The organism is Thermoflexus sp., from assembly GCF_042408815.1.
Taxonomy (GTDB): Bacteria; Chloroflexota; Anaerolineae; order Thermoflexales; family Thermoflexaceae; genus Thermoflexus.
On the sequence record NZ_JBHOQR010000015.1, the window covers coordinates 1 to 26,099 of the forward strand.

The following is a 26,099-nucleotide window of genomic DNA, read 5'->3' on the forward strand; positions in this document are numbered from 1 at the left end:
CTCGACCGTGGCCCGGCGGGCAGCCATCCGCGCTTCCATTTCCCCTCGCCGGGTGGTCACCACCTGGATTAAATCGTCTAGCCGGGCCAGCAGAGCCTGTCGGTCCTTCGTGAGACCCCCGAGCTGGTCGCTTCCGAATTCGATCCGTTCGGGAGCGCCTATCCCGAAAACCCGCAACTGCAGAAAGAGGGCCGTCAGCTGGTCCTCCAGCGAGAACGTGTCTCCGTCGGCCCGGGCCACCCGCTCCCGAAGGGCCCGGATATCCCGCTCAACCCCCTCCAGGCCGTAAACCGCTCCCTGCAGGGCCTTCAGGTCCGCCTGGGCGGCGTCCCGCTGGATCTGCAGGAGGACCGGATTGACGGCCTCGCCGAGGTCCGGGTTCGTCTGGCCCAAGGCCGAAGCCGGCGTGGGAGGGCGGCCCAGGTAAACGTCGTCCACCCGCACCACCACCAACCGGGCCCAGGTGTTGGCAATGGCCGCCGCCTCCGTCGGGTCCGGGCTCCACACCGTCAGCCGCACCAGACGCGGATCCCGCCCCACCGTAGCCTCCATGGCCCGGCGAAGCGCATTCCGGTCCTGGAAATGATGCGGCCGAACCAGGTCATAGACCTCCGAAACCATGCGGTCGCTAAGGGCCACCTCCAGGGCCGTGCGCGCCACAAGCTGGGGATCCGGAGACGTCTGAGCAGACGCCTGACCTGTCACTAAAACCGCGGTAGCTTTATACAATCGCGGTTGAAGTAATGTATAAATTCCAGCGACCAACAAAGCCAATATCATTATACCTACAAGCAACTTCCAGGCCCGAATGACAGTTCGGAGCCAAGCCAACAAGTCGATCTCTAAAAAGTCAGTGGTAAACGCTTCGGGTTCATTCGACATCATGACAACCTCTTAATAGAATAGCTGTCCCATCATGGAAACCGATAACGCAGGCTTCTGGGCACAAAATCGGCGAGGGCTCCCTCGCGTAGCAGATCGAGCAGATATTTTACCAGCCCGGGCTGAGCCCAGAGCAGACGCCATACCCCCGCCGCCAGAGCATCCCGGGGAACCTCCCCCAGGGTCCGGGCGGCCCGCTGGCCCAGCCCCCACAGCAGGCGCTCATAGTCCTCCCGGGTGAATCGGGAAAGGACCCGCCGCACGAGATAATGAGCCCCCAGCTCCGCTTGAAGGCGCCGGGCCATCCCCCACCCCTGTCCCAGCAGGGCGTGGGCCACCGCCATCCCGCCCCAGATCCCGGTCACCGTTCCCCCCACCGTGGTCATCTTCACCTGGCCGCCCGCATCCCCGATGGGGAAGATCACATGCCCATCCCGCACCACCCGCCAGGGAAGATCGGGTCGATAGGTGGCTACCATGCCGCCCTGGTAGGCAAGAGGTTCCAGCCCCAAGCGCCCCAGAAATCGATCCAGCAGGGTCCGGATGGGACAGCCAGGCTCCGTGGCTAGGCCCAGCACCCCGCTCCGGGGAGAATCCGGGATCAGCCAGTAAAAATACGGCGTGTCCTCTGGAACAAACCACACCATCGCCCGCCCAGGATCCGCCCACACGGGCAACCGGACCCGGGCCTGCAGCAGGAGCAGGACAGGGGGTCTGGGCAGCCCGAAGGCGGCCAGCACTCGGCTCCGCGCGCCATCGGCGGCGAGAATCACCCGGCTCTCCTCTCGGATCTCGGTCCCATCTAGACGACGGAAGATCAGCCGGCTCCCCTCCCGCCCGACGAAGGACCATCCCATTCGGATCTCCGCCCCGGCAGACCGAGCCAGCTGCAGCAGGTAGGCGCGCACCTCCGCCCGCTCGATCACCCAGTCGGGCTCCCGCAACAGGAGGATGCGCCGAACCCCTCCTGCCCACAGATCGAACCCAGTGATCCGATGGCGGATCCCCTCCGAGGGGAAATCAGGCCACAGCCGGCGCAGCCAAGGGGTGACAATCAGCGTGCGAGGCCCGGCCATCGCCTCGTCCCGCTCATAGACCACCACTGGCCGCCCAGCGGCGGCCAGCCGCCACGCGGCGAACAGACCGGCGATGGAGCCCCCGATAATGCGGATGGAGTTTTCGTCTCTTGCCATCATGATGATCCCTCCTAACCATAAATATTACGAGGGGGGAGGGATGTCAAGCACCCCGTTCAGGCCGGGGGAAGGGACCATCGCCGGGGGACATGCCATGGAGGCGCCAGCGGGGAGAGCACCCGGGGGGATCCTGGGCGTCGCTCCGCCAGGAACGGACGGATGCCCCGAAGGCCCACCAGTCGACCCCTCAAAGCCCACCCATCACGCCGGCGCACCAGGGCATAGACGACCCCCAACAGATCATACAGCCAGACAAGAGGTAGATCCCTCGCCGGCGCGTTCTTAACCACCAGCCACACCTTATTGCGCCCCAGCAGGAAACGGTGCAAGGGAGCGCCCTCCCCCAGGCTAGCACTGGTGAGATGATGGACTCGCGCTCGAGGAACGTATATGCACCGCCAGCCGGCGATCTGCGCCCGCCAGGCCAGATCCACATCCTCAAGGTAAGCGAAGAAGCGCCCATCAAATCCTTTCAGCGCCTCCAGCATAGCGCGCCGGTAAAGGGCCGCCCCGGCGGAGGCCCCGAAGACCTCCGCCGGGGCCTGCGCTTGCGCCACCGGATGCCCGCGCAGGCGATCCCAGGCGATGGCCGCCCGGTCGATGGCGATCCCCGCGCTCTGAACGATATCCGGCCGGTGGGCGAACACCATGAGACTGGCACAGGATCCGATCTCAGGACCCGCTTCCATGGCCTCCAGAAGGGACTCCAGCCACTCCGGCTCCGGGAAGGCGTCGTCATTCAGCACGGCCACGTAGGGAGCCTGAGTCATCCGGATCCCCTGGTTCACCGCTGCTGCAAAGCCCAGGTTGATCGGGTTCCGATGGAAGCGCAATGGAAGCTCAGGCGGGGGAGAGAGCTCCAGAGCCGGGCCGCCGTTTTGAATGAGCACGACCTCACACGGACGACAGGTCTGGCGGGAGAGCGCCTCTAAACAGCGCGGAAGCCACGCTGCCCCCCGCCATGTGGGGATCACCACGCTAACCGGAGCGAACGCCCGCATTCGAGCGGCGATCCTAACCCAAGAGAAGTTCTTGATAAATCCGTTCCAGAGCCTGAACGTGTGCCTCGACGGAGAGGAGAGACACCGGGCCAGGCAGGTCCAGAGACCGCAGGCGCTCAGGGTTTCTCACCACACGCTCCAGAATCCGCAAGAGGGCTTCCTCGTCCCCCGGCGGGAATGTATAGCCGTTGACGCCGTCAATCACCACCTCCGCCAGCGCCCCAACCCGGGACGCAATCACCGGGACGCCGTGGGCAAGAGCCTCCCGGGCGACCCGGGAGAACGTCTCCGGGCTGAGGGAGGGGATCACCAGGAGATCCAGCTGCGCATAAACCCGAGGCCGATCCTCGGGGGGGAAGGGGCCGTGTAGATGCACCCGGGGATCCTGTCGAATTTCCGCCTGGAGGGAGCGCGCGTAAGGGTGAGCGGGATCGAAGGGTCCGAAAAGATGCAACGAAACATGATCGCTGGGGAGACGGCGAAAGGCCTTCAGAAGCAGGTGGACGCCCTTTTGGGGCTGAAACCACCCGATATATCCGATGCGCAGGCCCATATCCGCGGGGGGCTTTCGCTCAGCGGTGGAATCTCCCTCCGGGAGGGCAATGCCCAGCGGAAGCACCTGAATTTCTGTCCCCTCCCAGCCATTTTGCATGAACACCTCACGCACGAAGGCACTAGGGGCCAACAAAAGCTGACACTCGCGACAGGCAGCCTGAAACGCGCGGTGGCGCAACCAGAAGCTTTCCTCCCCTTCGGAAGGCCATGGCAAAACGGGCGCGCCTCCTCGACGGCGCGCCCACCAACGGCGGATCGACGGAGGCGCCCACAGGCTTAGGCGACGAAGCCAGGTCAGGAGGCCGATCCCCTCCCCGGAACCGAAGACGCAACGCACGCAATCCCCCCCCCGGAAAGGTCCTGGGCAGATCCGGCCCCAGCGGTCCATCAAGTGCACCCGATGGCACAGGGGCCAGAAATCATGCAGGCTCATCAGGGCTGGATAACCCATCCGACCTGCGATTTCCGGCAGGCGGGCGGATAGCGCGATCAGATGTTGAAAATGGACGAGATCGGGGCGGACCTCAAAAAGGATTTCTCGGAACAAAATTTCGATCCGATCATCCTCGTATAAGTGTGAGAAGCGTGTAGCGTTTTTGAAGTCGTTGACCACTCGGAGAACCGGAATACGATGGACCTCATCCCGGAGGAGCGTATAGTCCGGTCGGCTGAAATCGCTTTCCCGGCAGAAGACCCATACATCATGGCCGCGCCGCTGCATCGCCAGCGCCACCTCATACGTGTAAACCTCCACACCTCCCAGAGCGGTGGGCGGGAATCCGTTCGCCACGTAAAGCAGCCGCACGGCCTACCTCCGCACCCTTGGGATCCAGATCGAATAAACGCGATCCACCACCTCGACGGTGAAAGGGAGCGTGCGTGAGAGCCCGGGCCCCTGGATCCGCACGCCTCCGGTATAGGACCCCGAGGGAGTGTTTGCCGTTTGGATGCGCAACGACGAAGCCGCCCATGGCGGGTTCCAGAGGTTCCCCGGCAGGGTTGCGGAGATCCCAGGGGGCGGCATGGGAGTGAGTGTGAGGGAAACGGTGTATCCAATGCCCGTGATCGAGACCACCGCTTCGCCTGTGCGGGGGAGGAGGAGAAAGTTCGGCGCGAGCGTGAAGGGATCGCCTCCGCAGAACCGGCTGGGGGGCGTGGCAACAGACAGGGCTGGCAAGGTGGTAGTGTAAACAGGATCCCCTATCGCGTCCCGATACGCGGAAGTCCAGGCCCCGCTCGAAGGCGGCAACGGCTGGACGGACCCATCCTGGGCTGTGCTGGTGGTCACCCGGAAATCCGCGCTGCTTGGATCGGCATAGGCGTAATCGTTGAACCACTGGATGACGCGCAGGAAAGGATAAGAGGGCGCCCGGCTGTAAGCATCCCGGATCCATGCCGCCTTGGAAAACGTCGCACCGTCTCCCTCCACCGAGCCGATCTCGGCGATGATCTGAGGCTTTGGATAGGAGCAGGCTAGATCCTTCAGGACCGCGTCATAGAGCTCGGGGAAGGTGCGCCAGATCCCCGGGGGACGGGTGGTATACCAGTTGTATCCGCTTAAGCCGATCCAATCCACCACATCATCGCCGGGATAATAAGCGTGCAGATCGTTCCATGGATCGGGGGGATTGCTGGCATAATTCGGGCTCCACACCCACTCCACGTTGGAAACCCCCTCTTCCTCGAAGATCCGGTGGACATGCCGCCAGACGGCCACATAGAGCGAGGGATCCGCGCCGATATGCCCGACCCACCATGGGGAATCCGAGATGTTCATCTCATGAGCGAAACGGAGCAAAAACCGCTCCGGCCGCTTCTTAAGGGCCTGAGCAAAGCCCTGGATGTAAGAATCGCATTTCCCATCTAGGATGTCCAGAAGCGGGATAGCTCCCGGGTAATCCTGCGCACATCCAGTTGCTCTCCGGCCATGAAGGGGCTGCCATGTAAGCATAATGGCGGGCCGCGCAGAGACCGGAAGAGTGTTGCTGATCGTGTTCAAGAGATAGGGATCAAAGTAACGCTCTAACCCGGAGGCATTGGGATCGCCTTGCCAATCCAGGAAATACATCACTACCGCAGGGCGTTTGCCCACCAAGTTACTAAAATCCATGATCTCTTGACCATAGTTCAGCGTAGGCCGGAGATGGATGGCATGGGCCAGGCCCAGGACCTGGGCCGGGCCGGAAGGGTTGAGGGTGGACCCATTGGGGCCGAGTCCTTCCCAAGCCTGCCCGGCTCTCCAGGTGTAAATGGAAGCTCCCAAGAGCCCCAAAACCCCTATGCGCGGGAGCACGGACCGGATACCCATGCAGAACCTCCTTGCGAATCAAATGCGGCGGACACGTTCCTGCCGGGACAGATAACGCCCCCACCCGGGTCGACGGGGGAACCCGCGGATCCCACAGTAAGTGCCGAGCCCGACGGCCAGATGCCAAGCGGGGCTGTAAAGCATCCAGAAAAGACGACGCTGAAGGGGTTGCTCGCGGAAATGTGGATGACGCCAGATGAATCGCCAATCTTCCCAACTCTCCCGGATCGCCCCGCGCAACACCGCCTGGAGGCCAAAGCCCCGGTATGCGGGCGGGTCGAAACGCTCCCGGAAAGCCGCCGCATAGTCCGCGTTCTCCCGGAAGAGCTCCAGCAACCCATAGTCATGGGAATGAAAAACCCGGGACCGAGGCTCAAACACCAGAGCATAGCCAGCGAGAAGAACCCGCTCTGCCCAATCTGCGTCCTCCCCAAAGAGGAGGGGACGGAAGGGGATCTGCTCCCATATACGGCGTCGGATGGCCGAGCTGGTGTTCGAGAAATAAATATAAAAAAACCGATTGGCCTCGAAATCCTCCGGAGAGGCAGGCATCCGCTTTACCAGACGCTCCGTCCCACCGGTCTGCCATCGAGTGAGCAGCTGGCGCACCAGGGAAGGGGAGGCACTTGGACGAGGCAGATGGCGGCTGAATACCCCCGCCACCTGATTATCCTCTCGCAGGGGCTCAATCAGGGCGGCCAGCCATTCTTCATCTGCCGGTGTTGCATCCTGCGATAGATAGACCAGATAGCACGTATCTGGATGAGCTAGGCGTGCTCCTAAGTTGCGCGTTTCCCCGTGATTGAACTCATGTGGAGGGATCTCGATGAGACAAACCGGATAGTGGCGGAGGATCTCCTTGGTGCGATCCCGGGATCCGGAATCAATAGCCAGCACCTCAAAGGGCAAATCCACGCGCTGGGCGAAAATCGCCTCCAGGACCTCTCCTAGATAACGCTCGCCATTCTTGGTCAACAAAACGATGGTGATTCGCTCCTTCATAAGAAGGTACGCCCCCAGATCCGATAGATTCGGTTCAGCATTCGAACGATCCGACCCTGTCGGACAGCCTCCAGATGCGCCCGCAAGGCCGCATTCTCTGACCGCAAGCGATCATTCTCTACGCGAAGCCTGATCCAATGCAATGCCCTTTGTCGCGCATGGGGCGCATCCGGAGCCATGCGGGGCTCTCGAAGGAAGGCCTCAATCGGTCGAACCACAACAGACCACCGCAGCCGATCGCGCAGAGGCATGGTCTGTCGAGCCAGCTGCTCGCGAGAAGGCGGATTGTCCAGCCAGCTTAACAAGGCATCCGCGACCGCGCAGGGGTCCCGGGGAGGAACCACACGGGCCAACCCATGGGCCTTCATCAAATCCGCCAGCTCATCCCCAGCGCTCAGCACACACGGCAGAGAGGCCCAGAGATAGTCCAGCGAGCGAGCTCGCACCGCATAACGGCTCTCCAGCGGATGATCATGCAGGCTGATCCCTATATCCGCCTCCAGCAAATAAAGCCCTCGCTGCTCATAAGGAATCCAATCCAAGAAAAACACATATCGGCCCAGCCAACCTTTTTCACGACACCACCGGAGAAATTGCGCAGCCTTGGACATGGGAGGAACCACCCGTTCATCGTAATGCTGGGCGGCTCCAAAGACCAGCCGGACCTCCGAGTGATGCCGTAGAACTTGCTCCATTGCTTCGCCCAGGGTGATCGGATCCGTCCACTCCCATATTCCACCCATCCAGAGCACCACTTTATCCTCAGGCCGTATCCCTGGCACCACTCCTTTCAGGACTCGCTGGCCCCCATGGGGGGGATCCTCCGGGATGCCCATCGGCACACAAGCCATCCAGCGCTCTGGATCCCCAACCAGCATCCGATCATTCAGCCGCCCAGCCATCCATAGAGCCCCCAACCAAAAATCGCGCTGACGCCCTGTAGCATAAAGAAAGAAATCTCCATGGCAAAGATATACCAGAGTTTCTTCGATTAATAAATCAATCAAAAAATCGGTTGTTTCTTTTTGTATATTTAAGAGGACAATTTCAATTTCCGGAACGTAATAGAGGTCTACGATGGTGGGCTGGTGGAGAGGCGCTTGCCGCTGATGAACCACTCGACTGAGGACAGGGCCTGTAGCCATGACCACACGAGCGGATTTAAGCCACTGCTCCAAGGAAACCGGGTCCTCCCATGTGAAGCCCACAATGGACAGAGATCCCTCCCCTGGGATCTCCGCATAGGGCGTGGCCAAGAGCACGTCCCAGCCTGAACGAGCGAGGGCTCTAGCCATCTCCCACGCCCGGATCCCTGGGCCAGCCATCCGTGGTCCAATGTGTTCATGAGTGATAATCAACAAGTCCGCCATGGTTCTCTCCTCAGGAAGGGGTTCGGCCTTAACGCCGGTGCCCCCTCACCCTGGATCGGAGGGCGGGGAGAGAGCGGACGAGGGCCGCTTGCAGGACTTCTTCCATGGTCTCCACGAAGATCAAGGTCATGCCCCGGATCTCCCGTCGGGGCAGCTCGACGAGGTCCCGCTGGTTCTTCTTGGGCAGGATCACCCGCTGGATCCCCGCCCGATGGGCAGCCAGGATCTTCTCCTTTAACCCCCCAATGGGCAGCACCCGTCCCCGCAGGGTGATCTCCCCCGTCATCGCCGTGTCCCGCCGCACCGGGATCCCCGTGAAGGCCGACACCAGGGCCGTGGCCATGGTGATCCCCGCCGAAGGCCCGTCCTTCGGGATCGCCCCCTCCGGCACATGGAGGTGCACATCCGTTTTCTCGAACCGCTTCGGCCGGATCCCGAAATCGCGCGCCCGGGAACGCACATAGCTCAACGCCGCTTGGGCCGACTCCTGCATCACCTCCCCCAGTTGGCCCGTGAGCAGCAAAACGCCCTTCCCCTCCATCAGGGTCACTTCCACCGGCATCACCTCGCCCCCCGTTTCGGTCCAGGCCAGGGCCATGGCCACACCCACCTGATCCACTTCCTCCGCCCGGCCGTAGTCGTAACGCGGAGGCCCCAGATAGCGCTCCAGGGCCGCCGGGGTGATTACCCGCCGATACAGCTTCCCCTCCGCCACCAGCCGCGCCGTCTTGCGGCAGATGGCCGCGATCTCCCGCTCCAGGTTCCGCACCCCCGCCTCCGAGGTGTACTCCCGGATGATCCGCCGCAGGGCCCCATCGGTGATCTTCAGCGGGATCCCCTGCAACCCATTCTCTTCGATCTGACGGGGAATGAGGAACCGCCGGGCGATCTGCACCTTCTCCCCCTCGGTGTAGCCCGGGAACTCAATCACCTCCAGGCGATCCCGCAGCGCCGGCGGGATTGTGTCCAGGATGTTGGCCGTGGTGATGAAGAGAACCTTGGAAAGGTTGTAGGGGATCTCCAGATAATGGTCCGAGAAGGCATGGTTCTGCTCGGGGTCCAGCACCTCGAGGAGCGCCGCCGCCGGATCCCCGCGGAAGTCAGCCCCGATCTTGTCGATTTCATCCAGCATGAAAACCGGATTGATGGTCCCCGCCCGGGCCATCCCCTGCAGGATCCGTCCCGGCAGGGCGCCGATGTAGGTCCGGCGATGGCCCCGGATCTCCGCCTCGTCGTGGATGCCCCCCAGGGAAACGCGAACGAACCGCCGGCCCAGGGCCTCGGCGATGGCTTTCCCCAGGGAGGTCTTGCCGGTGCCCGGCGGGCCCACGAAGCACAGGATAGGGCTGCGGCTGCGCTCCCCGGCCAGCTTGCGCACGGCCAGGAACTCCAGGATCCGCTCCTTGGCTTTCCTCAGCCCGTAGTGATGCCGCTCCAGCACCTCCGCCGCGTGGGCGATGTCCAGGTTGTCTTCTGTCTCTTCGGTCCACGGGAGCTCCAGGATCCAGTCGATGTAGGTGCGGATGATGCTAACCTCCGGGGAGAGGGGCGGCATTTGGGCGAGGCGGTTGAGCTCCTTCTCCGCCCGGGCCCGCACCTCCTCTGGAAGGTTCTTGGCTTCGATCCGCGCCCGCAGCTCCTGGATCTCTTGGGTGTAGACGTCGACCTCCCCCAGCTCGTGCTGGATGGCTTTCATTTGCTCCCGCAGGTAGAACTCCCGCTGGGTGCGGTCGACCTCCTGCTGCACCTGGGCCTGGATCTTGCTCTCCAGCTCGAGCACGTCCAGAAGCCGGGCGAGCAGGATGGAAAGGCGCAACAACCGGGCGGAGGGCTCGAAGATCTCCAGGAGCTCCTGCCGCTCCGCCGCCTTCAGGTTCAGGGTGCTGGCGATCAGATCCGCCAGCCAGCCCGGCTCGTCGATGTTCATAGCGAAGACATACGCGTCTTCCGGAACCGCCCGGTCGAGCTGCACCACCCGCTCAAACTGGGAGAGGACGGCCCGCATCAGTGCCTCGGTGGCCGGCGGCCGGTCCGTCCGTTCGAAGATGAGGCGGACCCGAGCCCGTAGGTAGGGCTCCTGCTGGAGGAACTCCACCACCTGGGCCCGTTGCTGGCCCTGAACCAGGACGCTGGTGGTGCCATCGGGCATGCGCAGCACGCGGGCCACCGAGACCAGTGTCCCGACTGTATATAGATCCTCCGGCGTGGGGTCCTCAATGTGCTCCTCCCGCTGGGTGAGGACCACCAGCGGCTCCTCCCGCTGGACGGCCGCCTCCACCGCCCGCAGGGATTTGTCGCGGCCCACCAGGATCGGGGTCACCATCCGGGGGAAGACCACCACGTCCCGCAAAGGGAGGATGGCCGCCTCCACCAGCTCCTCCCCCTCGACCCGCTGGCCCTGTGCTTCCTGTCCCAGAACCGACTCCAACGCCATCATGCCCGCCTTTTGTCGCTCGCTTTCGAGGGTATCGAGATTCTATCAAAGCCGCCAGCGGGGGAGGTCTCGGTTTTCACGCCGATTGGAAATCGGCCTCCCGAGGCACTCCGCGCTAAGCGTCGGCCGGCACAGGCCAACCACCCGCCAAAGGCCCATGAGGTCGAATTCATTCGACGCCCTTACAAATCCCGGAAGAGCGCGGTGATGTCCCCCTCTAAGCCGGGGATCCGACGGCTGCGCACCCGGCCTTCCCCCCGCGCTCCCTCGATGAGCACGAGCCGATCCCTTTCCAGCCCATAGACCTCAACCGTCCGCGTCTCCGGATCCACCACCCAGGATTCCGGCACCCCCGCCCGTAATTGTAGCGCTTCTCCAGAAGATCGAGATGGGCCGTTGACGGCGAAACCACATGGGTCTCCCGCAGCCGATCTGCATGCTCCCACAAGTACCACCCGGAGGTCCGGCGGATACACCGTGTCCTCCCCCAGCTTCGCATCCATGGGAATCCCCCGCATTGGGATCCAGTAGCCTGGCTGATCCTCCGCCCACCGGCGGAAGGCTTCATGGCTCTCCAAACGGACAGGCTGCGCGGCCGCCCGAGCCATGTCCACCTCCGGCCTCATTCTACCGACAGGCCTTCATCCCCCGAATCCCTGCGGGCACGGGTGGGGATGCACCGCGCGCTCCCGGATCTGCCGCTGGAGCCAGGAGGGCGCGATCCGGAAAAAGGCCGGCGTTCCCCGCCAGACGAAGCCCCCTTCCTCCAGCTTCAGCGTCCACCGCATCCCGAACGGCAGCTCCCCCCGCCGGCTCTGACGCAGGATCCGCCGCACCGCCTCGTCGATCGCCGGGGTGACCGAGCCCAGGAGCGCCTCAAAGGCCGGGGAGCGCATGGCCTCGTAGCGCGCCCCCCAGTCTTCCCCAAACCCAATGGCGTAGCGCCGCGTGGCCGCCGCGGCCTCGAAAAGGCCGGCGCTGCTCCCTCCGGCCAGCCCGCTGAGGATCTCCGCGCCCCGCTCATACAGCCGCAGCGCCGCCTTGAAACCCGCGACCGGGTCCGAAGTCGTGGCGATCTCCTCCAGGAGGATCCCATCGGAGCGCACCCCCGCCGCCCAGGCCCCACACCGATATCCCTCCAGAGCCACCGAGGCCCCTGGGCCGGCCAGCGCCCCAATCCGCCGCCCAGACCTTCGATCAGATCCTTCTTGTCCAACGAGATGGCCCGCGATATACCCGGCCAGCCAGCCGGCTTCCCATGCATCCCATGAAAGAACCAGCACATTCGCTGGGATCTCCCCCGGATCCTCCAGGCCGAGCAAGACAAAGCGCTTGCCGGGGAAGATCCGCGCCTGTTCTAGGCCGAGGCGAGCGGGGCCTTCCATCCCGATGATGAAAAGCCGGCGATCGGGCTCCCGAACGGCTTCCCGGATCATCCGTTCCCAGGCGATGGGATCCTCCCCGAGCGCCAGCAGCGGAACGCGCACGCCCTCGCTCCGCTGGAAGGCGGCGACGCCCGCCGCGGCGAAATCGAAGGGGCCTCGATCGCCTTCCACCCCCTGGATGAGGAGAACCACCGAGGTCAGTGAGGGCCGGGCCTCTCCCCCTTTCCCTGCACAACCGGCTATCAGAAGGATCCCCGCGAGGCCGATCCGGAGCCATCCTTTCATCCCGCGCGCCCTTCCCCTTCCTCTTCCTCCAGATCCGGGATCAGGCCCCGGGCCCGAGCCTCATCGTAGCTGAGCAGCTCCCCTTCGAGAGGCACCGGGAACGCTTCCCCCTCTTCGAGGAAAGGGATGGCTTCAGGGGGAGATTCCGCCGGGGAGGGCTGCTCGGGAGGGACGGCCTCGGCCAGGGAAGGCGCTGCCTCCAGCCTCCTCAGCCGGGCGATGGCGTCCCGGAGCTCCAGCCAGGCCAGCCCGGGCTTCACGGTGCGAGGAACCACCGCCACCAGAAAGCGCCCGGGCTCCAGACGAAGCCCATAGAGGGCGCGTTGCGCCCCTTCCCACATCTGGGCCGCGAAAGCCGGCTCACCAAGAGCCAAGGCCAGGGTTTCCAGGAGCGCCCCGATCTGGGCGATCGCCCGGGCCACGGCCTGAGCCACCGACTCGGATACCCATCCCTGGGCGGCCAGCACCTCGCCCTGGGATCCGGTTAGCAGCGTCAGCTCCGCCCCCAGCCGGCCCTGCAATGTGCGCAGGATCTCTTCCGCCTGCTCCCGCTGATCTGGGGTCAGGCCCTGGGAAGCGACAAGCGCATGGGGAACAGGAGCAGAGGAGGGGCCGGCCGATCGGTGGGCCAAGGCCCGCGCTACCGTCTCCAGGACCTCGCTGGCGGTAAACGGTTTGGCGATGAAATCCACCGCCCCTTCCCGGAAGGCCTGGGCCACGGTCTCGGCGTCCGCGAAGCCGCTGAGGGCGACCACCGGGAGATCCGGCCAAGATTCCCGCAGGCGGCGGATGAGGGCCATCCCTCCCATCCCGCCCATCCGCAGATCGGTGATCACCAGATCGACGGCCGCGCCCTCCAGGATCTGGAGCGCCCGCTCGGCGCTGGGCGCGGTGCGCACCGCATAGCCCGCCACCCCGAGGATGTCGCTCAGGGTCTGCAGCACATCGATGGAATCATCGATGATCAGCACACAGGGCACCTTCGCCATCTTTGACCGGTGAAAGGGGATCAGCGAACCATCAGCCGCCGGTTGTGATCGCTCGAAGGGTTAGCCCAATCATGATGGCCAGCGCGATGCTGTAAAGCAACTGTTCCTGGCGCCCATCGCGGCCGCGGGTGTAAGCGTAAACCAGGGGAAGGGCCAGCGCCAGGACGATCCCATACAAAAAGTGCAGGCCGCCCCGGGCGGGCCAGAGCCGCATCAGGACCATTGTCACGCCCAGGAGCCCCTGGAGGAGGATCACCCCCTCCAGGATCCACAACGCCCCCCAGAAATCCCCGCGGACCCCCTCCCCTCGCAGGTAGCGCCAGAACCCCCACAGCGCGCAGATCAGGGTGAAGAACAAGATCGTCCGGCTGAGCCCATCGTGCAGGGTGATCAGCGTCCCCATAGGGATGCCCGGTTGTGAACGGATGGGGAATGCAATCCTGTGCCGCCAGGCATTCGGGTAGGGATCCGATCCCCAAAACCCCCGGAGGGAAACAGCAACGGGGGAAGGGGAAAGATCGGCCAACATCAGCGACTCAGCAGGGGCCGGATGGTTTTCTCCACATCCTCACGGCCCTTCAGGATGCCCACCGCCACCCGGTGGATAACCCCCTCCCGAGTCACGAAAACCGTGGTGGGAACCCCGAAGATGCGATAGGCGCGCTCTGCCCGACCGTTGTGATCCAGCAGAATGGGAAAGGGCAGATCGAATGCTTCCACGAACTTCCGCACCTCCGAAACATCGTCCTGGGAAGTGAGGTTCACCCCCAAGATCTCCAGGCCCTGGTCATGGTAATCCCGATAGATCTGCGCGAGCAACGGCATCTCCTCGCGGCACGGCCCACACCATGTCGCCCAGAAGTTCAGCAGCACGACCTTTCCCCGCAGATCCCTCAGTCGCACCGTTCCCCCATCCAGGCGCTCCAGCTCGAAATCTGGCGCCGGGATCCCGGTGGTCAGGCCTATGGAAACCGGGGTGGAAACGGGGGGCGTCGGATTCCTCCCAGGGAGGCGCTGACAGGCCATGGCGAGCAGCATCAGGAGCGCGATCGCCCGCTTACCCATGGATACCTCCCAAACTCCGGCCGCTGAGATAGCCCAGATAGGCCGGGACTAAAGGGAAGACACAAGGCGAAAAGAACGAGAGCAGGCCGGCCAGGAAGGCGACCGGATAGCCCAACCCCGCGCCCGGTCCTACATCGAGGAACAGGCCCAGCTGGGACGTCCAGATGCGCAGATGGGTGAACGTGGGAACCCAAAGGGGCAGCGTCGTAGTCGAAAGGGAGCGGGACAGCACGTCCAGCAGCACCATCCCGCCGATGAGGAGGAGCAGCATGCCGCTGGCGAAGTGGAAGGCCGGCAGGTATCGCCGCATCCGCCGCATCCCGGCGAGGGCGCGATCGAGCAGCAGCCCCATGGCCAGGAAGGGAAGACCCAGGCCGATGGCGTAAGCGGCCAGCAGCCCCAGCGCCTGGCCTGCCGTTTCTTGCCGGAAGGTCAGGGTGAGGATCGCCCCCAACGTGGGGCCCACGCACGGGGTCCATCCTGCGGCGAAAAAGACCCCCATCAGCCCCGAGGTCAGGTAGCTGAACGACCGGGCCTCCCGGAGATGCGGGCGCCACTCGGACATCATCAAGGGGTAGAGCAGAGGGATCCGAACCCCCAGCATCCCCAGGCCCATCAGGACCACCACGCTTCCCCCGAGGGCGGCCAGGAAGTCCCGTCCCTCGAAGAAGAGCCGGCCGAGGAGGGTGGCCGCCCCGCCCCAGGCGAAGACGAACACGAAGGAGAACCCCAGCACGAAGGCCAGGGCGTGGGAGAACGTGCGCCAGCGGAGAGCCAGCATTCCCTCTTCACCGGAGGGCATCGCTTCCCTCCCCCTGCTCCGGGTTGAGCCGCGCGCGGAGGCGGGCGATGCGCTCTTCCAGCGCCCGCTGTCGGCGCAACAGGTAAAACACATAGAAGAACGTGATCCCCCAGAAGACCAGATACGCTGCGACCAGATAGCCCATCGGACGAACTCCGGGAACAGGATGAGGGTGCAGCCTCAGGATGCCTCCGTCGCCGCTTCCAGCGCCTCCAGGGCCTCCTGGGCCCGCTGGACCCGATAGCGCATCCCGAGGAGCATGCTGAACAGCAATGTCCAGGCGATCAGGCTGATCACCATGGTGTGCACCATGCGGGGCGTCAGGCCGAACTGCCCCTGGGCCTCCGAGGAGACGCTGGGACCGAGCACGATCGGATGGATCGTGCGCAGCAGGCGGGCCGAAAGATACGTGAGGGGCACGGTCACGAAGGCCACGATGGCGTAAACCGCCGCGAAGCGAGCCCGGGTCTCCGGATTCTCCACCGCATTCCGCAGGAGCAGATAAGCCAGATACACCACCCAGGTGATCGTCGTGGTGGTCAATCGCGGATCCCATGTCCACCACGTGTTCCACACGGGGCGGGCCCAGAGGGAGCCCGTGACGATCGCCATAGTGAGCAACACCAGCCCGACTTCCACCGCGGCATGGCCGAGTTGATCCCAGCGGGCCGACCGCGTCCGCAGGTAAGCGATCGCGCTGGCGAGGGCCACGGCGAAGGCCAGAAAGCCCGACCACGCTGTGCTGATGTGGAAGTAAAAGATCCGCTGCACATCCCCCATTTTCGCCTCGCGGGGCGCGTAAAGGAAGACGGCGAGGGTCGCCAGGATCATCAGGGCAATGGTCATCCCCAACCAGATCCGCTCCCACGCTCGCATGAAGGCCTCCTCCATCCAAGGGAGAGAAAGGGCATATCTGGGAACACGGCCACAACACCACCCGGCGCTATGCGCTGACCACCTCCTCGAACACCATCCCCGTCACGGCAAAGAGAAGAAGGTCATAGGCGATGAGGATCTGCAGCCACATCGACCAGCCGGAAGGATCCACCTCCAGGATCGCCCGGGTCCCCTGGATGCCGGCGATGACCAGGGGGGCCGCCACCGGGAACAGCAGGATCGGTAGGAGCAGTTCGCGGGATCGGGTGGCCATGGCCATCGCCGCCAGCAGCGTGGTCCCTCCCGAGAGCCCAATGGCCCCCAGGGCCATGAGCAGGAGGATGCCGGGATCCCACAGGGAGAGGTGGAAGAAGACGCCCGCGGCGGCCAGGGAGATCAGGATCACCAGCCCCAGCAGCAGCCCATGGACCATCGCCTTGCCCGCGAACAGGAGGCTCCGATCCCCCGGCACCATCAGAAGCCCCTCCCACGTTCCTCGATCCATCTCCGCCGCCATCATCCGCCCTACGCCCAGGCTGCTGGCGAAGAGCAGGAGCATCCAGAAGAAGACCGGGACAAAAGAACGGGCGAGGTCCGGGCGCAGCTCGAACGCCGTTCCGAATAGGAAGAGGCTTAAACCGGCCAGGGTCAAAAGCGGGGTCAGCGTTTCCCGCCCCCGCCCCTCGATCCGCAGGTCCTTCCCAAGCAACGCCCGGAGCGCGCGAAGCTCACGCCCCTTCCCCCGGGCACCGTGAGGAGATCGGATCTCCGCCGGGGCCAGATCGACCCCAGGGGAGCGCTCCACACAGAGGGAGGAGCTTCCCTCTTCGGATCGAAGGGCAGGCCCCCCGGTGGCGAGACGACGCCGGGGAGCCATCCCCGCTTGATAGAGCTCCTGAAGGGCCTTCTCCCGGAAAGCCATGGGGGCGCCTTCCGCGATCAGGCGGCCGCCCACCAGGACGACCACCCGATGGGCGAAATCGGCGATGGCGGGATCGTGGAGCGCCACCACCACCGCGCGCCCCCGGGCTGCCAGCTCCCGGATGACCTCGCGGGTTTCCTCGATCCCGAGCACATCCAGGCCTGTAAACGGCTCATCCAGAAGCAATACAGGGGCCGGGGAAAGAAAAGCGCGGGCCAGCGCTAGCCGCTGCAGCATCCCTCGCGAGAAGCTCCGCACCGGATCCCGCGCGCGGTCGGCCAAGCCCATCCGCCTCAGCGCCTCTTCGATCGCCTCCGGATCCTCCGGCCAGCCATAGAGGCGCTGATAGAAACGCAGGTTCTCCTCCGCGCTGAGATCCGGATACAGCCAGGGTTGATGGCTCAGCAGGCTCACCTGCGCCCGAACCCCCGCGCCATCCGGCGGCCAGCAGGAATCCCCAATTCGGACCCGTCCGGATGTGGGGCGGAGGAGCGTCGCCGCCACCCGGAGCAGGGTGCTCTTGCCGGCCCCGTTCGGCCCCATCAACGCCACGATCTCTCCCGGATGCGCCGCCAGAGAGATCTCCCACAACACCCAACGCGGGCCGAAGGCTTTGGAAATCCGTTCCAGCTGGAGCATCGGCAACCTGTCCACTGCCGCGCAACACGTATCCAGCGGGAAGCCTCCCGAGGCGCCCCAGGGCATCACCCGGACGAAGGGCCTCCGGCCTGCCCGCGACGGATCGCTCGGGCCATGAGAGCGGCCCGTCGCCGCCGGTAGGTCGCCTCCTCAACTTCCCCGGCCGCGTAGGCCTTATCCAGCCGGGCGATCTCGTCGATGAGATCCGCCTCCTGCCCGCGCCAGAGGCGGAAGAAGCCCAGAACGGCCCCCGCGCTTAGGGCGAGAAGGAGCGGGATCAGCCATGGGGGAACAGACGAGCGCAGCCGCAGGGCAACCGTTCGCGTCTGACCCGGGGCCGGCGGATCCACTTCATAAAGATGATACGTCGTGTTCCCCAGGGTGCGCATCCCGAGATCCCGCAACCCAGCGCCGGAGGCCTGCAGCGCTCCCCCCGCGATCAGCAGGTTCCAGCGATCCACCGGATAGGCCGAGCGCAGCGGAAGCGCCCGCGCCTGGGCCAGCGGCAGCTCATACCCGAACGTCGTCTGATACCCCGTCCCCGGTGGAATCGGCGCCGTATCGATCAACTGATCCCCCGCCTGACGATATCGAACCCCCAGCGTCCCCTCGGAGATCTGGAGATGGGAGGCGCCCGGCGGCAGGAAGAAGAGCATCCCCGGGCTCCCGGCTCCGCCATAGGTGGTCGTTCCCCGGTTCGAAAACACCCACACCTCGGTGACGAAGAGGCGATCGGCCAGCGGCTGCAGGATCCAGTGGACCTGATCAATGTGGATCCCGCCGGGATCCGTCCCTCGATCGAAGACCACGAGGGTGACGGTGACCTCGTGGCCCGCAGTCAGCGTCAGCGGATGGGGGGCGGGATAGGCCACCTCCTGCCACTCCGCCACCGGAAGATACACGGCCTCCGGGTAAACCGGCACGGTGTCGAACCGGAAGGTCCCATCGGCCCGGGTCGAGACCGTACGGGAGAAAACAGGCAAGGATTCCATCATAGCATACAGGGTCACCGTCACGCCCGCAGCCGGCGTCTCCGTGGTCCCATGGAGGACCTGACCGCTCACCGAGCCCGTGGCCACCGGACGGGGCGGTTGAAGGGCCGCTCCGTCCGCAATCGAGAAGGCCAGCTGCGGCAGATAAGCGATCAGGGCTTGCTGGAGGTCCGTCGAGAGTTCCGGCAGCCCGGCATGGGCCGGGATGCGCCCCGGCTGCAGGGCTTCCAACCAGGCTGCCGGCGCACGCTCCAGCACCCGCTGGGGATCGGCGAGGGGAACAGGCCCCTTCCGGCCATCCTCCCCATGGCAGGCCGCGCAGGCTTCCCGATATCGGCTCTCCGCTTCCCCCATCAGCTCCGGCGGCACCGCGAGGGACCAGGCATACAGCACCACCGCCCAGCGCTCGCTCTCGCTGAGCGTCGTCGACCATGGGGGCATCCCCCGCTCCACCCGGCCCTGGGTGATCACCTGGAACCAGTCCCGAAGGGAGGCAGCACGCCGGGCCAGGCTCTCGGTGAGATCCAGACGCGCGTCCGGGGTTCGAGCCCGGAGGGTGGCAGCCTGCGGTCCATCCCCTCGCCCCCTCAGGCCGTGGCAGCTCGCGCAGTGCTCCTGGAAGAGCGAGCGACCCATTTGCAGGGAAAGGCCGACGGGGGGGAGGGACGGCGTGGGCGTGGGCCAAGGTTGAGTGCGAAAAGGGATATCGCCCGCCGGAGGGGGAGCCGCAAGGGTCAAGGAGCATCCGGCCAGAAATCCCATGGCTAGCCCGAGCACCAGTCCCGCGGGTCGGTTGCGGTTCATGCGCCTTTCCTCCGGAGTTGCGCCCGGCGGGCCTGGACCGCCGCCTCGACCCGGGCCTTCCCGCCGATCGTTTCGTTCTCTTCCTGAAGCGCTTGCAATAACGCGGCGCCCTCCTCCAGGTAGCGCCGGCGCAGCTCATGGTAGTCCTCCTCCGGGATCTTCCCGGTGCGCCAGTCGGTCTCCAGATCCCGCAACATGCTCAGCACCCGCTCATACTGATCTTGGAGGGCCAGCCAGGCAGGCGCTTCCCCACGGGCTCGATTCTCCCGGAGCGGCTGCAGGACATATGCGAGCACAAGCACCGTAACCCCAAACAGCAGTAGAAGCGCTGCGATCGTCTCGTTCATCATCCCGCTTGGTCCAGCAAGGGCATTAGGATACAGGTCCCCCGGATCCCTGAAGGGATAAAGGGCTCCTCCCCCCTCGGAATCCGGCTTAATCCGAACCGAGCAATCGCTCGATCACCCCTTCCAGCTCGCCGGGCTGGATCGGCGCTGCTTTGTAAAACATCACCTGCCCCTGGGAGTCCACCACGAAGGTTTCCGGGACGCCCGTGATGCGATACAGGCGGGCGATCCGGGTGCCTACATCCAGGCCGTTGGGATAGGAGATCTGAAACCGCTGCAGATAGCGCATTGCTGCCGATGGGGTATCCAGATAATCCACCCCCACGAAGATCACCCCCCGATCCCGGTATTTCCGCCACAAGGCCTCCAGCAAGGGCGCCTCCTCTTCGCATGGCTTACACCAGGAGGCCCAGAAGTTGATCACCACGACGTGCCCCCGCCAATCCCGAAGCCGGAACTCCCGGATCCCGAGCCCACCGTCATAGCCCTCATAGAGAGAAAGGCTAAAATCCGGAGCAGGGCCCTGTGTCGGAGCCGTCCGCCCCCGCTCCATGAAGGCCCAGCCCAGCAGGGCGAGGAAGAGCGCCACCGCGGCCAGGCCGATCCACCCGCCCCACCGTCCCCGGCGTGGCATGTCGCTCCTCCCTACCAGTGCTCCCGGATCCAGCGGTCCAGCATCTGGGCGCGCTCATTCAGCGAGGGCTCCGGCGGGGGCTCCGGCGTCGGGGCGGGCCGACGCCAGCGGGCGAGGCGGAGGGCCAGCCAAAGCCCGGCCGCTGGAAGGCCGATCGCCGGGATCAGCCAGACCCCCAGCCCGATCCCCTGGGGAGGGGGGACGGCTAGAACCCGCATCCCATAACGGGTGGCGAAGAACTCGATGATCTCGTTTTCGCTCCGCCCCTCCGCCAACATCGTCCGGATCTCCTCTTTCCACTGGATACATGCCGGCGTGTCGCAGACATCCAACGGTACATTCTCGCACACCGGGCAATAGAGCTTTTTCGCCACCCGGTTGACCTCGTCATCAGACACGGAGGGGGCCGGGGTCTGGGCCCCGACGGGCCGGGTTACGGCAAGGACGGCCAGGGCCCAAACCAGGAGGACAAGGCGGAGCGCCAACGTGAGAAGGCGGGATCCCCACATTGAACCATCGCCTCCAGAGAAACGGGACAGACCAGCCTTCGGTAAAACGCGTGATCCCGCTTGAGACCCGGAACGCTCAGGCTTCCCCATCGTTAGGAGATCGGGGCCGGCTTCTGTTGCAGCGGTGGGCGGATCTCGCCCAGGGCTGGAGCCAGGGCGGGCCGGGGCCACACGGCTACCAGCGTGCCCAGGATCAGCACGATCCCCCCGATCCAGATCCATGAGACCAGCGGATTGATGAGCACCTTGAACGTCGCCCGGTTGCCGCCCTCCATCCAACCGCTCAGCAACAGGTAGAGATCCTCTTTCAACGTCGCCCGTAGGGCCGGCGGCGTCAGGCTTTCCCCGGTCTCGTATTGCAACACATAAGGATAGAGATCGGCCAGCAGCCGACCCGAGCGATCATACACCCGAACCCAGGCCTCGGTGACCACCACATCCGGTTCGGTCGCCGGCGTGTATTGTCGGATCCCATGGTAGACCAGCCGATAGCCGCCGAAGGCCAGAGAATCGCCCAGCCCTATGGTCCGCTGGGTTTCTTGCTGATCGAACTGGGAGCCGATCACCCCGATGCCGATCAGGATCACGCCGAGATGAACCAGATACCCGCCATATCGCCGCGGGTTGCGGGCCACCAGCCGGACCAGCGCCAGCGGCCACGGCTCTCCCGTCGCCCGCCGCCGCGCCCCCACGCTTAGCGCGGAATCCAGCAAGGTTCCCCACCCGGCGAAAGCGCACAGGCCGAATCCGAGGAGCGCCCAGGGTTGTCGGATCCCTGCGATGGCGGCGAGGACGACCACGCCCAGGGCCATGAGCAGCGAGGAGCCCACCGAAAGACGCAGCGATGCCCCCGGGGTCCGCCGCCAGCGGATGAAGGGGATCCCTCCCATCAGCAGGTAAAGGGCCCCGAACAGGGGGCCGGTGACCCGATTGTAGTAAGGAGGACCGACCGTCAGCTTCTCGTTGAACAACAGCTCGGAGAACATCGGATAGAACGTGCCCCAGAAGACGGCGAAGGCGATCCCTAAAAAGAGCCAATTGTTGAGCAGGAAGAAAGCCTCCCGCGACAGCCAGGATTCCACCCGGTTCTCCGCCCGTAATAGATCCCAGCGCGCGGTCAGCAACATCAGGGAGCCCACCAGCACCATCCCGACGTAGATGAGGAAGGGCACTCCGATCGCAGAACGGGCAAAGGCGTGCACCGAGGCGATCACCCCGGTGCGCGTGATGAACGTCCCCAGGATCACCAGGGCATAGGTGAGGATGATCAGCAACGAGGTCCACACCTTCAACATTCCCCGGCGCTCCTGAACCATCACGGAATGCAGAAAGGCCGTGCCCGTCAGCCAGGGGAGCAAAGCCGCGTTCTCCACCGGATCCCATCCCCAGTAACCGCCCCAGCCCAGCACATCATAAGCCCAGCGAGCCCCCACCAAGAGGCCCAGGCTCAGGAACAGCCACGCCACCAGGGTCCACCGCCGTAGGAGGCGCAGCCAGCGATCATCCCGTCGGCCGGCCATCAGGGCTGCCATCACAATCGCGTAAGGGACTGTGAAGCCCACAAACCCTAGGTAGAGCAGGGGGGGATGGGCAATCATCCCCGGGTGGCGAAGCAAGGGATTCAGCCCTCGTCCATCCGCTGGCGGCACAGGGAACATCTCGAAGGGATTGGCGAAGAAACGATTCAGGAGGAGGAAAAACGTCTGGGTGAGCAAGAGAACCCCGATCATATAGGGGAGCATATCGGGGGGGAAGCGATCGGCGCGGGCCATGGCAGCGAAGAGGAAGAGGCTCATCAGCCAGGACCAGAAGAGCAGGGAGCCGTTCTGGCCGCCCCACAGGGCGGTGATCTTCAGGAAGAGCGGCTGGGTCTGGCGGGAGACCTGGGCCACATAGACCAGACGGAAGTCATCGGTGAGGAGAGCGATCTCCAGGGCCAGCACCATCATAGTGAGCAACGGCGCCATCACCTGTCCGATGCGCCGGGCCACCTCCACCCATCGGGCCTCCCGTCGCCATCCCGCATAAAACGCCACCAGCGTCCCGATCAGGCCCAGACCCCAGGCCAGATCCAGCAACCCTTCCCCAAGAAGACTCATCGGCTTTCCTCCATATCGCCAAAAGCGAGCTCTGTCGTACCCGGATCTTCACGAGCGAGACGAAGCCAGCGCTCAAGATGAGGATTCATAGATCACCACCCCATGACGAGCATTTCCCGACGAAGGCGCCCGAGCCGGCATCTCCAGATCCCTACCGCGAGCCTCCGGTTGCCGCCTCCTCCTCATATCGGGTGGGGCACTTGAGGAGGAGGTTGTGGGCATAGAACACGCCATCCGGCCCCAGGGTGCCCTCCACAATGGCCTGCGCTTCGTTCTGCAGAAGGTCCGGCTTCACGCCTTTATAGACCACCTTGAGCGGCGGGGCCTTCCCGATATCCGCCACCCGATCCACCAGACCGAACTCGATATAGAGAGTTTCCGGATCGTAGCGAATGGTCCCGCCGTCCACGATCCCCGAAAGGCGGATCGGGCGGCCCTGGAGGCTCTCCGACCGGGCTTTCAATTCTGAAACCGTCAGGTAATACTGGGAGGCGCTCCGGAGCCCGTTGACGATCAGCAATCCCAGGGCGATGACCAACAACCCTCCCCCGACCCAGAACCGGGCGCGCATCGAAGTCCTCCTCATCGGAGCGTTCTGTTCAGAGTCTAACACAGGAGGCAGGTCCCCTCCAGTCCCTATCCCCGCTTGCCGGACATGTCCCTCCAAAATCATCGGGAAGGACACAACGGGTCGAATGGCCCGGGCTATGGAGTTCCCCAGATCCCGAGCCCCCGCCCCCACGCGGGCGGGCGCATTCTACTGATCACGGGATGACGATCGCTCGAGACGCCCGCCCCTCGCTCGTAGTTGAAAAGATGGAAGGAAACGGATTAACATCAGAGAAATCGCGCAACCAGCGGGAGGAAAGTGCGAATGGAGCCTCAGGGATGGATCACGCAAGCGAAACCAATCGCTCAGCCTCCGGATCCCATCCAGCTGACCAGGGTGATCCGGGAGCTGCTGACGGCCCTGGGGGAGGACCCTGAGCGGGAGGGCCTGCGACGCACTCCCGCACGGGTAGCGGAGATGCTTCAGGAGGTGCTGGCCGGTTACTGGATGGATCCGGTGGATCTGATCAACGGGGCGATCTTTGAGGTCGAAGACAACGACCTGGTGCTGGTGCGGGACATTGAATTCTATAGCATGTGTGAGCATCACCTCCTGCCGTTTTACGGACGGGTCCATGTGGCTTATATCCCCAACGGCCGCATCATCGGCTTATCCAAGATCCCGCGGGTAGTGGAGCTCTTCGCCCGCCGCCTCCAGGTTCAGGAGCGGATGACCCGGCAGATCGCCGATTTCCTAGAGGCGGTGCTGCATCCCCAGGGGGTGGCCGTCGTGGTGGAGGCTGCGCACCTATGCGCGATGATGCGCGGGGTTCGCAAATCCCATGCCCGCATGGTCACCCAAGCCCTCACGGGGGTCTTCCGCACCGATCCCCGACACCGGAGCGAGCTGCTGGCCCACCTCCGGAGGCCGCCGGAGAAAATCATATAAATCCCGGGGTTTCGGGGCATGGGGAAGGGCGGTTAGAGGGTTCCCCGCATATTGACGAAATCGCGTCCCCATGTTAGGATCAAACGCCCTGGAGGTCCGCCATGGGAGCACGTCGCCAGCGACGTATCGGGGAATTGCTCCGCGAAGAATTGAGCGCCCTCATCGCCGAATTGAAGGATCCGCGGGTTAGCGGGGTGACGGTGACCGCCGTGGAGCCGGCGCCGGATCTCACCATCGCGAAAGTTTATGTGACGGCGTGGCCCACGGATCCCGCGCGGCGGGAGGAAGTGCTGGCGGGGCTGGAGCACGCCAAAGGTTATCTGAAGCACGAGTTGGCCGGGCGAGTGATCCTGCGCCGCATCCCCGATCTCGTCTTTAAATGGGATGATACCTTCGATCGGGCAGACCGGATCGAACGATTGCTCTCTAAGCTCCACGAAAAGGAGCAGCCGCTGGATGAGTCGTGAGCAGGCTCAGCGCATCCTCAAAGAAGCGCGACGGGTGGCGGTGGCGACCCATGTTTCGCCTGACGCCGATGCCATCAGCAGCGCGATCGGCCTGGTGCAGATCCTCCGGCGTTTGGGGAAGACGGCGGAGGCCTTTTGCGATGATGATCTTCCCGCTCGTCTGAAAGCTCTCCCCCACGCAGAGGAAATCGCCCGGGTCGCCCACGGCGCCTTCGATCTCCTGGTTAGCCTGGATGCGAGCGACCCGGGGCGCCTCGGCAAAGCCTTCGCCGAGCTCCAGGGCATCCCCTTGCTGAACATCGATCACCACATCACCAACACCCATTTCGGAACCATCAATTGGGTCGATCCCTCCGCGGTGGCGACGTCCGAAATGGTGCTCTGGCTCGCCGAGGACCTGGGGGTCACGATGGATGCGGAGCTGGCCTCCCTCCTGCTGGCCGGCATCGTGGGGGATACCATGGGCCTGCGCACGGCCAACGTCAACGCCCGGGTTATGCATGAAGTGACCCGCTTGATGGAAGCCGGGGCCTCCCTTCCCGCTCTGGTGGATGCCCTCTTCAACCGCCGCCCCCTGGCCGCCCTCCGCCTCTTCGGGCAGGCGCTGGCGGAGGTTCGGATGGAAGACGGGGTGATCTGGACAGTGATCACCCGGGAGATGCGGGCGGCCGCCGGGCTGACCCACGCCAACGATCTCAGCCTCTCCAGTTTTCTTATCGGAGCGGAGGAGGCGCGGATCGCCGCGGTGTTCACCGAGCGGGATGATGGGAAGGTGGAGGTCAGCATGCGGGCTCGGCCCGGCTACGATGTCGCCCGAGTGGCCCTGGCCTTCGGCGGAGGGGGGCATCCCCCCGCGGCCGGTTGCCTGCTCCCTGGACCTCTGGAGGAAGCTATTCCCCCGATCTTGAAGGCGCTGAAGGCCGCCGCTCGGGATAGTTAGGAGGAACCCACAGGGAGCCCTGAGCCCGTCCTCAACGCTGGGACGGAGCCGGCAAGGCATTGGTCGACGCCCTGCCCTCGGTTATCCCTTACGCTATG

General features: G+C 64.6%; 26 protein-coding genes. 3 read left to right on the forward strand and 23 right to left on the reverse strand.

All coding sequences use genetic code 11. The annotated features are described in order from the left end of the window. From ACFMO3_RS05365 to ACFMO3_RS05475, 23 genes are all read right to left on the reverse strand, one after another. A partial coding sequence (locus ACFMO3_RS05365; RefSeq protein ID WP_376789408.1) for a Wzz/FepE/Etk N-terminal domain-containing protein occupies positions 1-885 on the reverse strand: 885 nt, incomplete at its 3' end. Between the two features lie 29 nt (positions 886-914). Continuing rightward, positions 915-2,078, reverse strand: coding sequence for an NAD(P)/FAD-dependent oxidoreductase (locus ACFMO3_RS05370; protein ID WP_376789409.1), 1,164 nt, complete (start codon positions 2,076-2,078; stop codon positions 915-917). 56 nt (positions 2,079-2,134) lie between these two features. Further along, a complete protein-coding gene (locus ACFMO3_RS05375; protein ID WP_376789410.1) occupies positions 2,135-3,079 on the reverse strand; it encodes a glycosyltransferase family 2 protein in 945 nt (314 codons plus the stop codon). Positions 3,080-3,092: 13 nt separating this feature from the next. Further along, positions 3,093-4,439 carry a glycosyltransferase family 4 protein gene (locus ACFMO3_RS05380; protein WP_376789411.1) on the reverse strand — a complete coding sequence of 449 codons (1,347 nt, stop codon included), beginning with the start codon at positions 4,437-4,439 and terminating at the stop codon, positions 3,093-3,095. 3 nt (positions 4,440-4,442) lie between these two features. After that, the gene (locus ACFMO3_RS05385) at positions 4,443-5,942 is read right to left on the reverse strand and encodes a glycoside hydrolase family 26 protein (protein ID WP_376789412.1); all 1,500 of its coding nucleotides are present in this window, start codon (positions 5,940-5,942) and stop codon (positions 4,443-4,445) included. Between the two features lie 18 nt (positions 5,943-5,960). After that, positions 5,961-6,944 carry a glycosyltransferase family 2 protein gene (locus tag ACFMO3_RS05390; protein ID WP_376789413.1) on the reverse strand — a complete coding sequence of 328 codons (984 nt, stop codon included), beginning with the start codon at positions 6,942-6,944 and terminating at the stop codon, positions 5,961-5,963. Next, on the reverse strand, positions 6,941-8,314 hold the full coding sequence (locus ACFMO3_RS05395; protein ID WP_376789414.1) for a glycosyltransferase family 4 protein: 1,374 nt from the start codon (positions 8,312-8,314) through the stop codon (positions 6,941-6,943). Before ACFMO3_RS05395 ends, ACFMO3_RS05390 begins: the two co-directional genes overlap by 4 nt. 28 nt (positions 8,315-8,342) lie before the next feature. Next, positions 8,343-10,748, reverse strand: coding sequence for an endopeptidase La (gene lon, locus ACFMO3_RS05400; RefSeq protein ID WP_376789415.1), 2,406 nt, complete (start codon positions 10,746-10,748; stop codon positions 8,343-8,345). Between the two features lie 182 nt (positions 10,749-10,930). Next, a complete protein-coding gene (locus ACFMO3_RS05405) occupies positions 10,931-11,356 on the reverse strand; it encodes a Uma2 family endonuclease (RefSeq protein ID WP_376789416.1) in 426 nt (141 codons plus the stop codon). Between the two features lie 33 nt (positions 11,357-11,389). Beyond that, positions 11,390-12,418, reverse strand: a complete 1,029-nt coding sequence (locus tag ACFMO3_RS05410; protein ID WP_376789417.1) for a BMP family ABC transporter substrate-binding protein — start codon at positions 12,416-12,418, stop codon at positions 11,390-11,392. Further along, entirely contained in the window at positions 12,415-13,398 is a 984-nt protein-coding gene (locus tag ACFMO3_RS05415) for a response regulator (protein ID WP_376789418.1), read from the reverse strand. Before ACFMO3_RS05415 ends, ACFMO3_RS05410 begins: the two co-directional genes overlap by 4 nt. Positions 13,399-13,438: 40 nt before the next feature. Next, on the reverse strand, positions 13,439-13,810 hold the full coding sequence (locus tag ACFMO3_RS05420) for a hypothetical protein (RefSeq protein WP_376789419.1): 372 nt from the start codon (positions 13,808-13,810) through the stop codon (positions 13,439-13,441). Positions 13,811-13,935: 125 nt separating this feature from the next. Beyond that, positions 13,936-14,472, reverse strand: coding sequence for a redoxin domain-containing protein (locus tag ACFMO3_RS05425; RefSeq protein ID WP_376789420.1), 537 nt, complete (start codon positions 14,470-14,472; stop codon positions 13,936-13,938). Next, entirely contained in the window at positions 14,465-15,274 is an 810-nt protein-coding gene (locus ACFMO3_RS05430) for a cytochrome c biogenesis protein CcdA (RefSeq protein WP_376789421.1), read from the reverse strand. Before ACFMO3_RS05430 ends, ACFMO3_RS05425 begins: the two co-directional genes overlap by 8 nt. Then, positions 15,261-15,419: a CcmD family protein gene (locus ACFMO3_RS05435; RefSeq protein ID WP_376789422.1), complete on the reverse strand. Its 159-nt coding sequence runs from the start codon at positions 15,417-15,419 to the stop codon at positions 15,261-15,263. The genes ACFMO3_RS05430 and ACFMO3_RS05435 overlap by 14 nt, the downstream gene beginning before the upstream one ends. Before the next feature lie 35 nt (positions 15,420-15,454). Next, the gene (locus tag ACFMO3_RS05440) at positions 15,455-16,150 is read right to left on the reverse strand and encodes a cytochrome c biogenesis protein (RefSeq protein ID WP_376789423.1); all 696 of its coding nucleotides are present in this window, start codon (positions 16,148-16,150) and stop codon (positions 15,455-15,457) included. Between the two features lie 67 nt (positions 16,151-16,217). Next, entirely contained in the window at positions 16,218-17,777 is a 1,560-nt protein-coding gene (ccmA, locus tag ACFMO3_RS05445; RefSeq protein ID WP_376789461.1) for a heme ABC exporter ATP-binding protein CcmA, read from the reverse strand. Continuing rightward, positions 17,777-19,507: a c-type cytochrome gene (locus ACFMO3_RS05450; RefSeq protein ID WP_376789424.1), complete on the reverse strand. Its 1,731-nt coding sequence runs from the start codon at positions 19,505-19,507 to the stop codon at positions 17,777-17,779. Before ACFMO3_RS05450 ends, ccmA begins: the two co-directional genes overlap by 1 nt. After that, positions 19,504-19,857 carry a hypothetical protein gene (locus ACFMO3_RS05455; protein WP_376789425.1) on the reverse strand — a complete coding sequence of 118 codons (354 nt, stop codon included), beginning with the start codon at positions 19,855-19,857 and terminating at the stop codon, positions 19,504-19,506. Before ACFMO3_RS05455 ends, ACFMO3_RS05450 begins: the two co-directional genes overlap by 4 nt. 85 nt (positions 19,858-19,942) lie before the next feature. Next, positions 19,943-20,488: a TlpA family protein disulfide reductase gene (locus tag ACFMO3_RS05460; RefSeq protein WP_376789426.1), complete on the reverse strand. Its 546-nt coding sequence runs from the start codon at positions 20,486-20,488 to the stop codon at positions 19,943-19,945. 11 nt (positions 20,489-20,499) lie between these two features. Next, a complete protein-coding gene (locus tag ACFMO3_RS05465) occupies positions 20,500-20,997 on the reverse strand; it encodes a cytochrome c-type biogenesis protein CcmH (protein ID WP_376789427.1) in 498 nt (165 codons plus the stop codon). 92 nt (positions 20,998-21,089) lie between these two features. Next, positions 21,090-23,096, reverse strand: a complete 2,007-nt coding sequence (locus tag ACFMO3_RS05470) for a heme lyase CcmF/NrfE family subunit (RefSeq protein WP_376789428.1) — start codon at positions 23,094-23,096, stop codon at positions 21,090-21,092. A 151-nt stretch (positions 23,097-23,247) separates the two neighbouring features. Then, positions 23,248-23,667, reverse strand: a complete 420-nt coding sequence (locus ACFMO3_RS05475) for a cytochrome c maturation protein CcmE (RefSeq protein WP_376789429.1) — start codon at positions 23,665-23,667, stop codon at positions 23,248-23,250. A 303-nt stretch (positions 23,668-23,970) separates the two neighbouring features. On the opposite strand from ACFMO3_RS05475, the gene folE reads away from it, so the two are divergent. The 3 genes from folE to ACFMO3_RS05490 all read left to right on the forward strand — a co-directional run bounded on the left by folE (position 23,971) and on the right by ACFMO3_RS05490 (position 26,001). Continuing rightward, complete coding sequence (gene folE, locus ACFMO3_RS05480; RefSeq protein ID WP_376789430.1) at positions 23,971-24,594, forward strand: GTP cyclohydrolase I FolE; 624 nt, start codon at positions 23,971-23,973, stop codon at positions 24,592-24,594. A 101-nt stretch (positions 24,595-24,695) separates the two neighbouring features. Then, complete coding sequence (gene rbfA, locus ACFMO3_RS05485) at positions 24,696-25,061, forward strand: 30S ribosome-binding factor RbfA (protein ID WP_322800755.1); 366 nt, start codon at positions 24,696-24,698, stop codon at positions 25,059-25,061. Beyond that, positions 25,051-26,001, forward strand: a complete 951-nt coding sequence (locus ACFMO3_RS05490) for a bifunctional oligoribonuclease/PAP phosphatase NrnA (RefSeq protein WP_376789431.1) — start codon at positions 25,051-25,053, stop codon at positions 25,999-26,001. Before rbfA ends, ACFMO3_RS05490 begins: the two co-directional genes overlap by 11 nt. The last annotated feature ends 98 nt before the right edge of the window (positions 26,002-26,099 follow it).

What these genes read in the sequence shown, in the direction of transcription:
- ACFMO3_RS05370 (WP_376789409.1), bottom strand. Translation starts at nt 2,078, where the DNA reads ATGATGGCAAGAGACGAAAACTCCATCCGCATTATCGGGGGCTCCATC.
- ACFMO3_RS05375 (WP_376789410.1), bottom strand. Translation starts at nt 3,079, where the DNA reads ATGCGGGCGTTCGCTCCGGTTAGCGTGGTGATCCCCACATGGCGGGGG.
- ACFMO3_RS05385 (WP_376789412.1), bottom strand. Translation starts at nt 5,942, where the DNA reads ATGGGTATCCGGTCCGTGCTCCCGCGCATAGGGGTTTTGGGGCTCTTG.
- ACFMO3_RS05390 (WP_376789413.1), bottom strand. Translation starts at nt 6,944, where the DNA reads ATGAAGGAGCGAATCACCATCGTTTTGTTGACCAAGAATGGCGAGCGT.
- ACFMO3_RS05395 (WP_376789414.1), bottom strand. Translation starts at nt 8,314, where the DNA reads ATGGCGGACTTGTTGATTATCACTCATGAACACATTGGACCACGGATG.
- lon (WP_376789415.1), bottom strand. Translation starts at nt 10,748, where the DNA reads ATGGCGTTGGAGTCGGTTCTGGGACAGGAAGCACAGGGCCAGCGGGTC.
- ACFMO3_RS05405 (WP_376789416.1), bottom strand. Translation starts at nt 11,356, where the DNA reads ATGGCTCGGGCGGCCGCGCAGCCTGTCCGTTTGGAGAGCCATGAAGCC.
- ACFMO3_RS05410 (WP_376789417.1), bottom strand. Translation starts at nt 12,418, where the DNA reads ATGAAAGGATGGCTCCGGATCGGCCTCGCGGGGATCCTTCTGATAGCC.
- ACFMO3_RS05420 (WP_376789419.1), bottom strand. Translation starts at nt 13,810, where the DNA reads ATGGGGACGCTGATCACCCTGCACGATGGGCTCAGCCGGACGATCTTG.
- ACFMO3_RS05425 (WP_376789420.1), bottom strand. Translation starts at nt 14,472, where the DNA reads ATGGGTAAGCGGGCGATCGCGCTCCTGATGCTGCTCGCCATGGCCTGT.
- ACFMO3_RS05430 (WP_376789421.1), bottom strand. Translation starts at nt 15,274, where the DNA reads ATGCCCTCCGGTGAAGAGGGAATGCTGGCTCTCCGCTGGCGCACGTTC.
- ACFMO3_RS05435 (WP_376789422.1), bottom strand. Translation starts at nt 15,419, where the DNA reads ATGGGCTATCTGGTCGCAGCGTATCTGGTCTTCTGGGGGATCACGTTC.
- ACFMO3_RS05440 (WP_376789423.1), bottom strand. Translation starts at nt 16,150, where the DNA reads ATGCGAGCGTGGGAGCGGATCTGGTTGGGGATGACCATTGCCCTGATG.
- ccmA (WP_376789461.1), bottom strand. Translation starts at nt 17,777, where the DNA reads ATGCCCTGGGGCGCCTCGGGAGGCTTCCCGCTGGATACGTGTTGCGCG.
- ACFMO3_RS05450 (WP_376789424.1), bottom strand. Translation starts at nt 19,507, where the DNA reads ATGAACCGCAACCGACCCGCGGGACTGGTGCTCGGGCTAGCCATGGGA.
- ACFMO3_RS05455 (WP_376789425.1), bottom strand. Translation starts at nt 19,857, where the DNA reads ATGATGAACGAGACGATCGCAGCGCTTCTACTGCTGTTTGGGGTTACG.
- ACFMO3_RS05460 (WP_376789426.1), bottom strand. Translation starts at nt 20,488, where the DNA reads ATGCCACGCCGGGGACGGTGGGGCGGGTGGATCGGCCTGGCCGCGGTG.
- ACFMO3_RS05465 (WP_376789427.1), bottom strand. Translation starts at nt 20,997, where the DNA reads ATGTGGGGATCCCGCCTTCTCACGTTGGCGCTCCGCCTTGTCCTCCTG.
- ACFMO3_RS05470 (WP_376789428.1), bottom strand. Translation starts at nt 23,096, where the DNA reads ATGAGTCTTCTTGGGGAAGGGTTGCTGGATCTGGCCTGGGGTCTGGGC.
- ACFMO3_RS05475 (WP_376789429.1), bottom strand. Translation starts at nt 23,667, where the DNA reads ATGCGCGCCCGGTTCTGGGTCGGGGGAGGGTTGTTGGTCATCGCCCTG.
- folE (WP_376789430.1), top strand. Translation starts at nt 23,971, where the DNA reads ATGGAGCCTCAGGGATGGATCACGCAAGCGAAACCAATCGCTCAGCCT.
- rbfA (WP_322800755.1), top strand. Translation starts at nt 24,696, where the DNA reads ATGGGAGCACGTCGCCAGCGACGTATCGGGGAATTGCTCCGCGAAGAA.
- ACFMO3_RS05490 (WP_376789431.1), top strand. Translation starts at nt 25,051, where the DNA reads ATGAGTCGTGAGCAGGCTCAGCGCATCCTCAAAGAAGCGCGACGGGTG.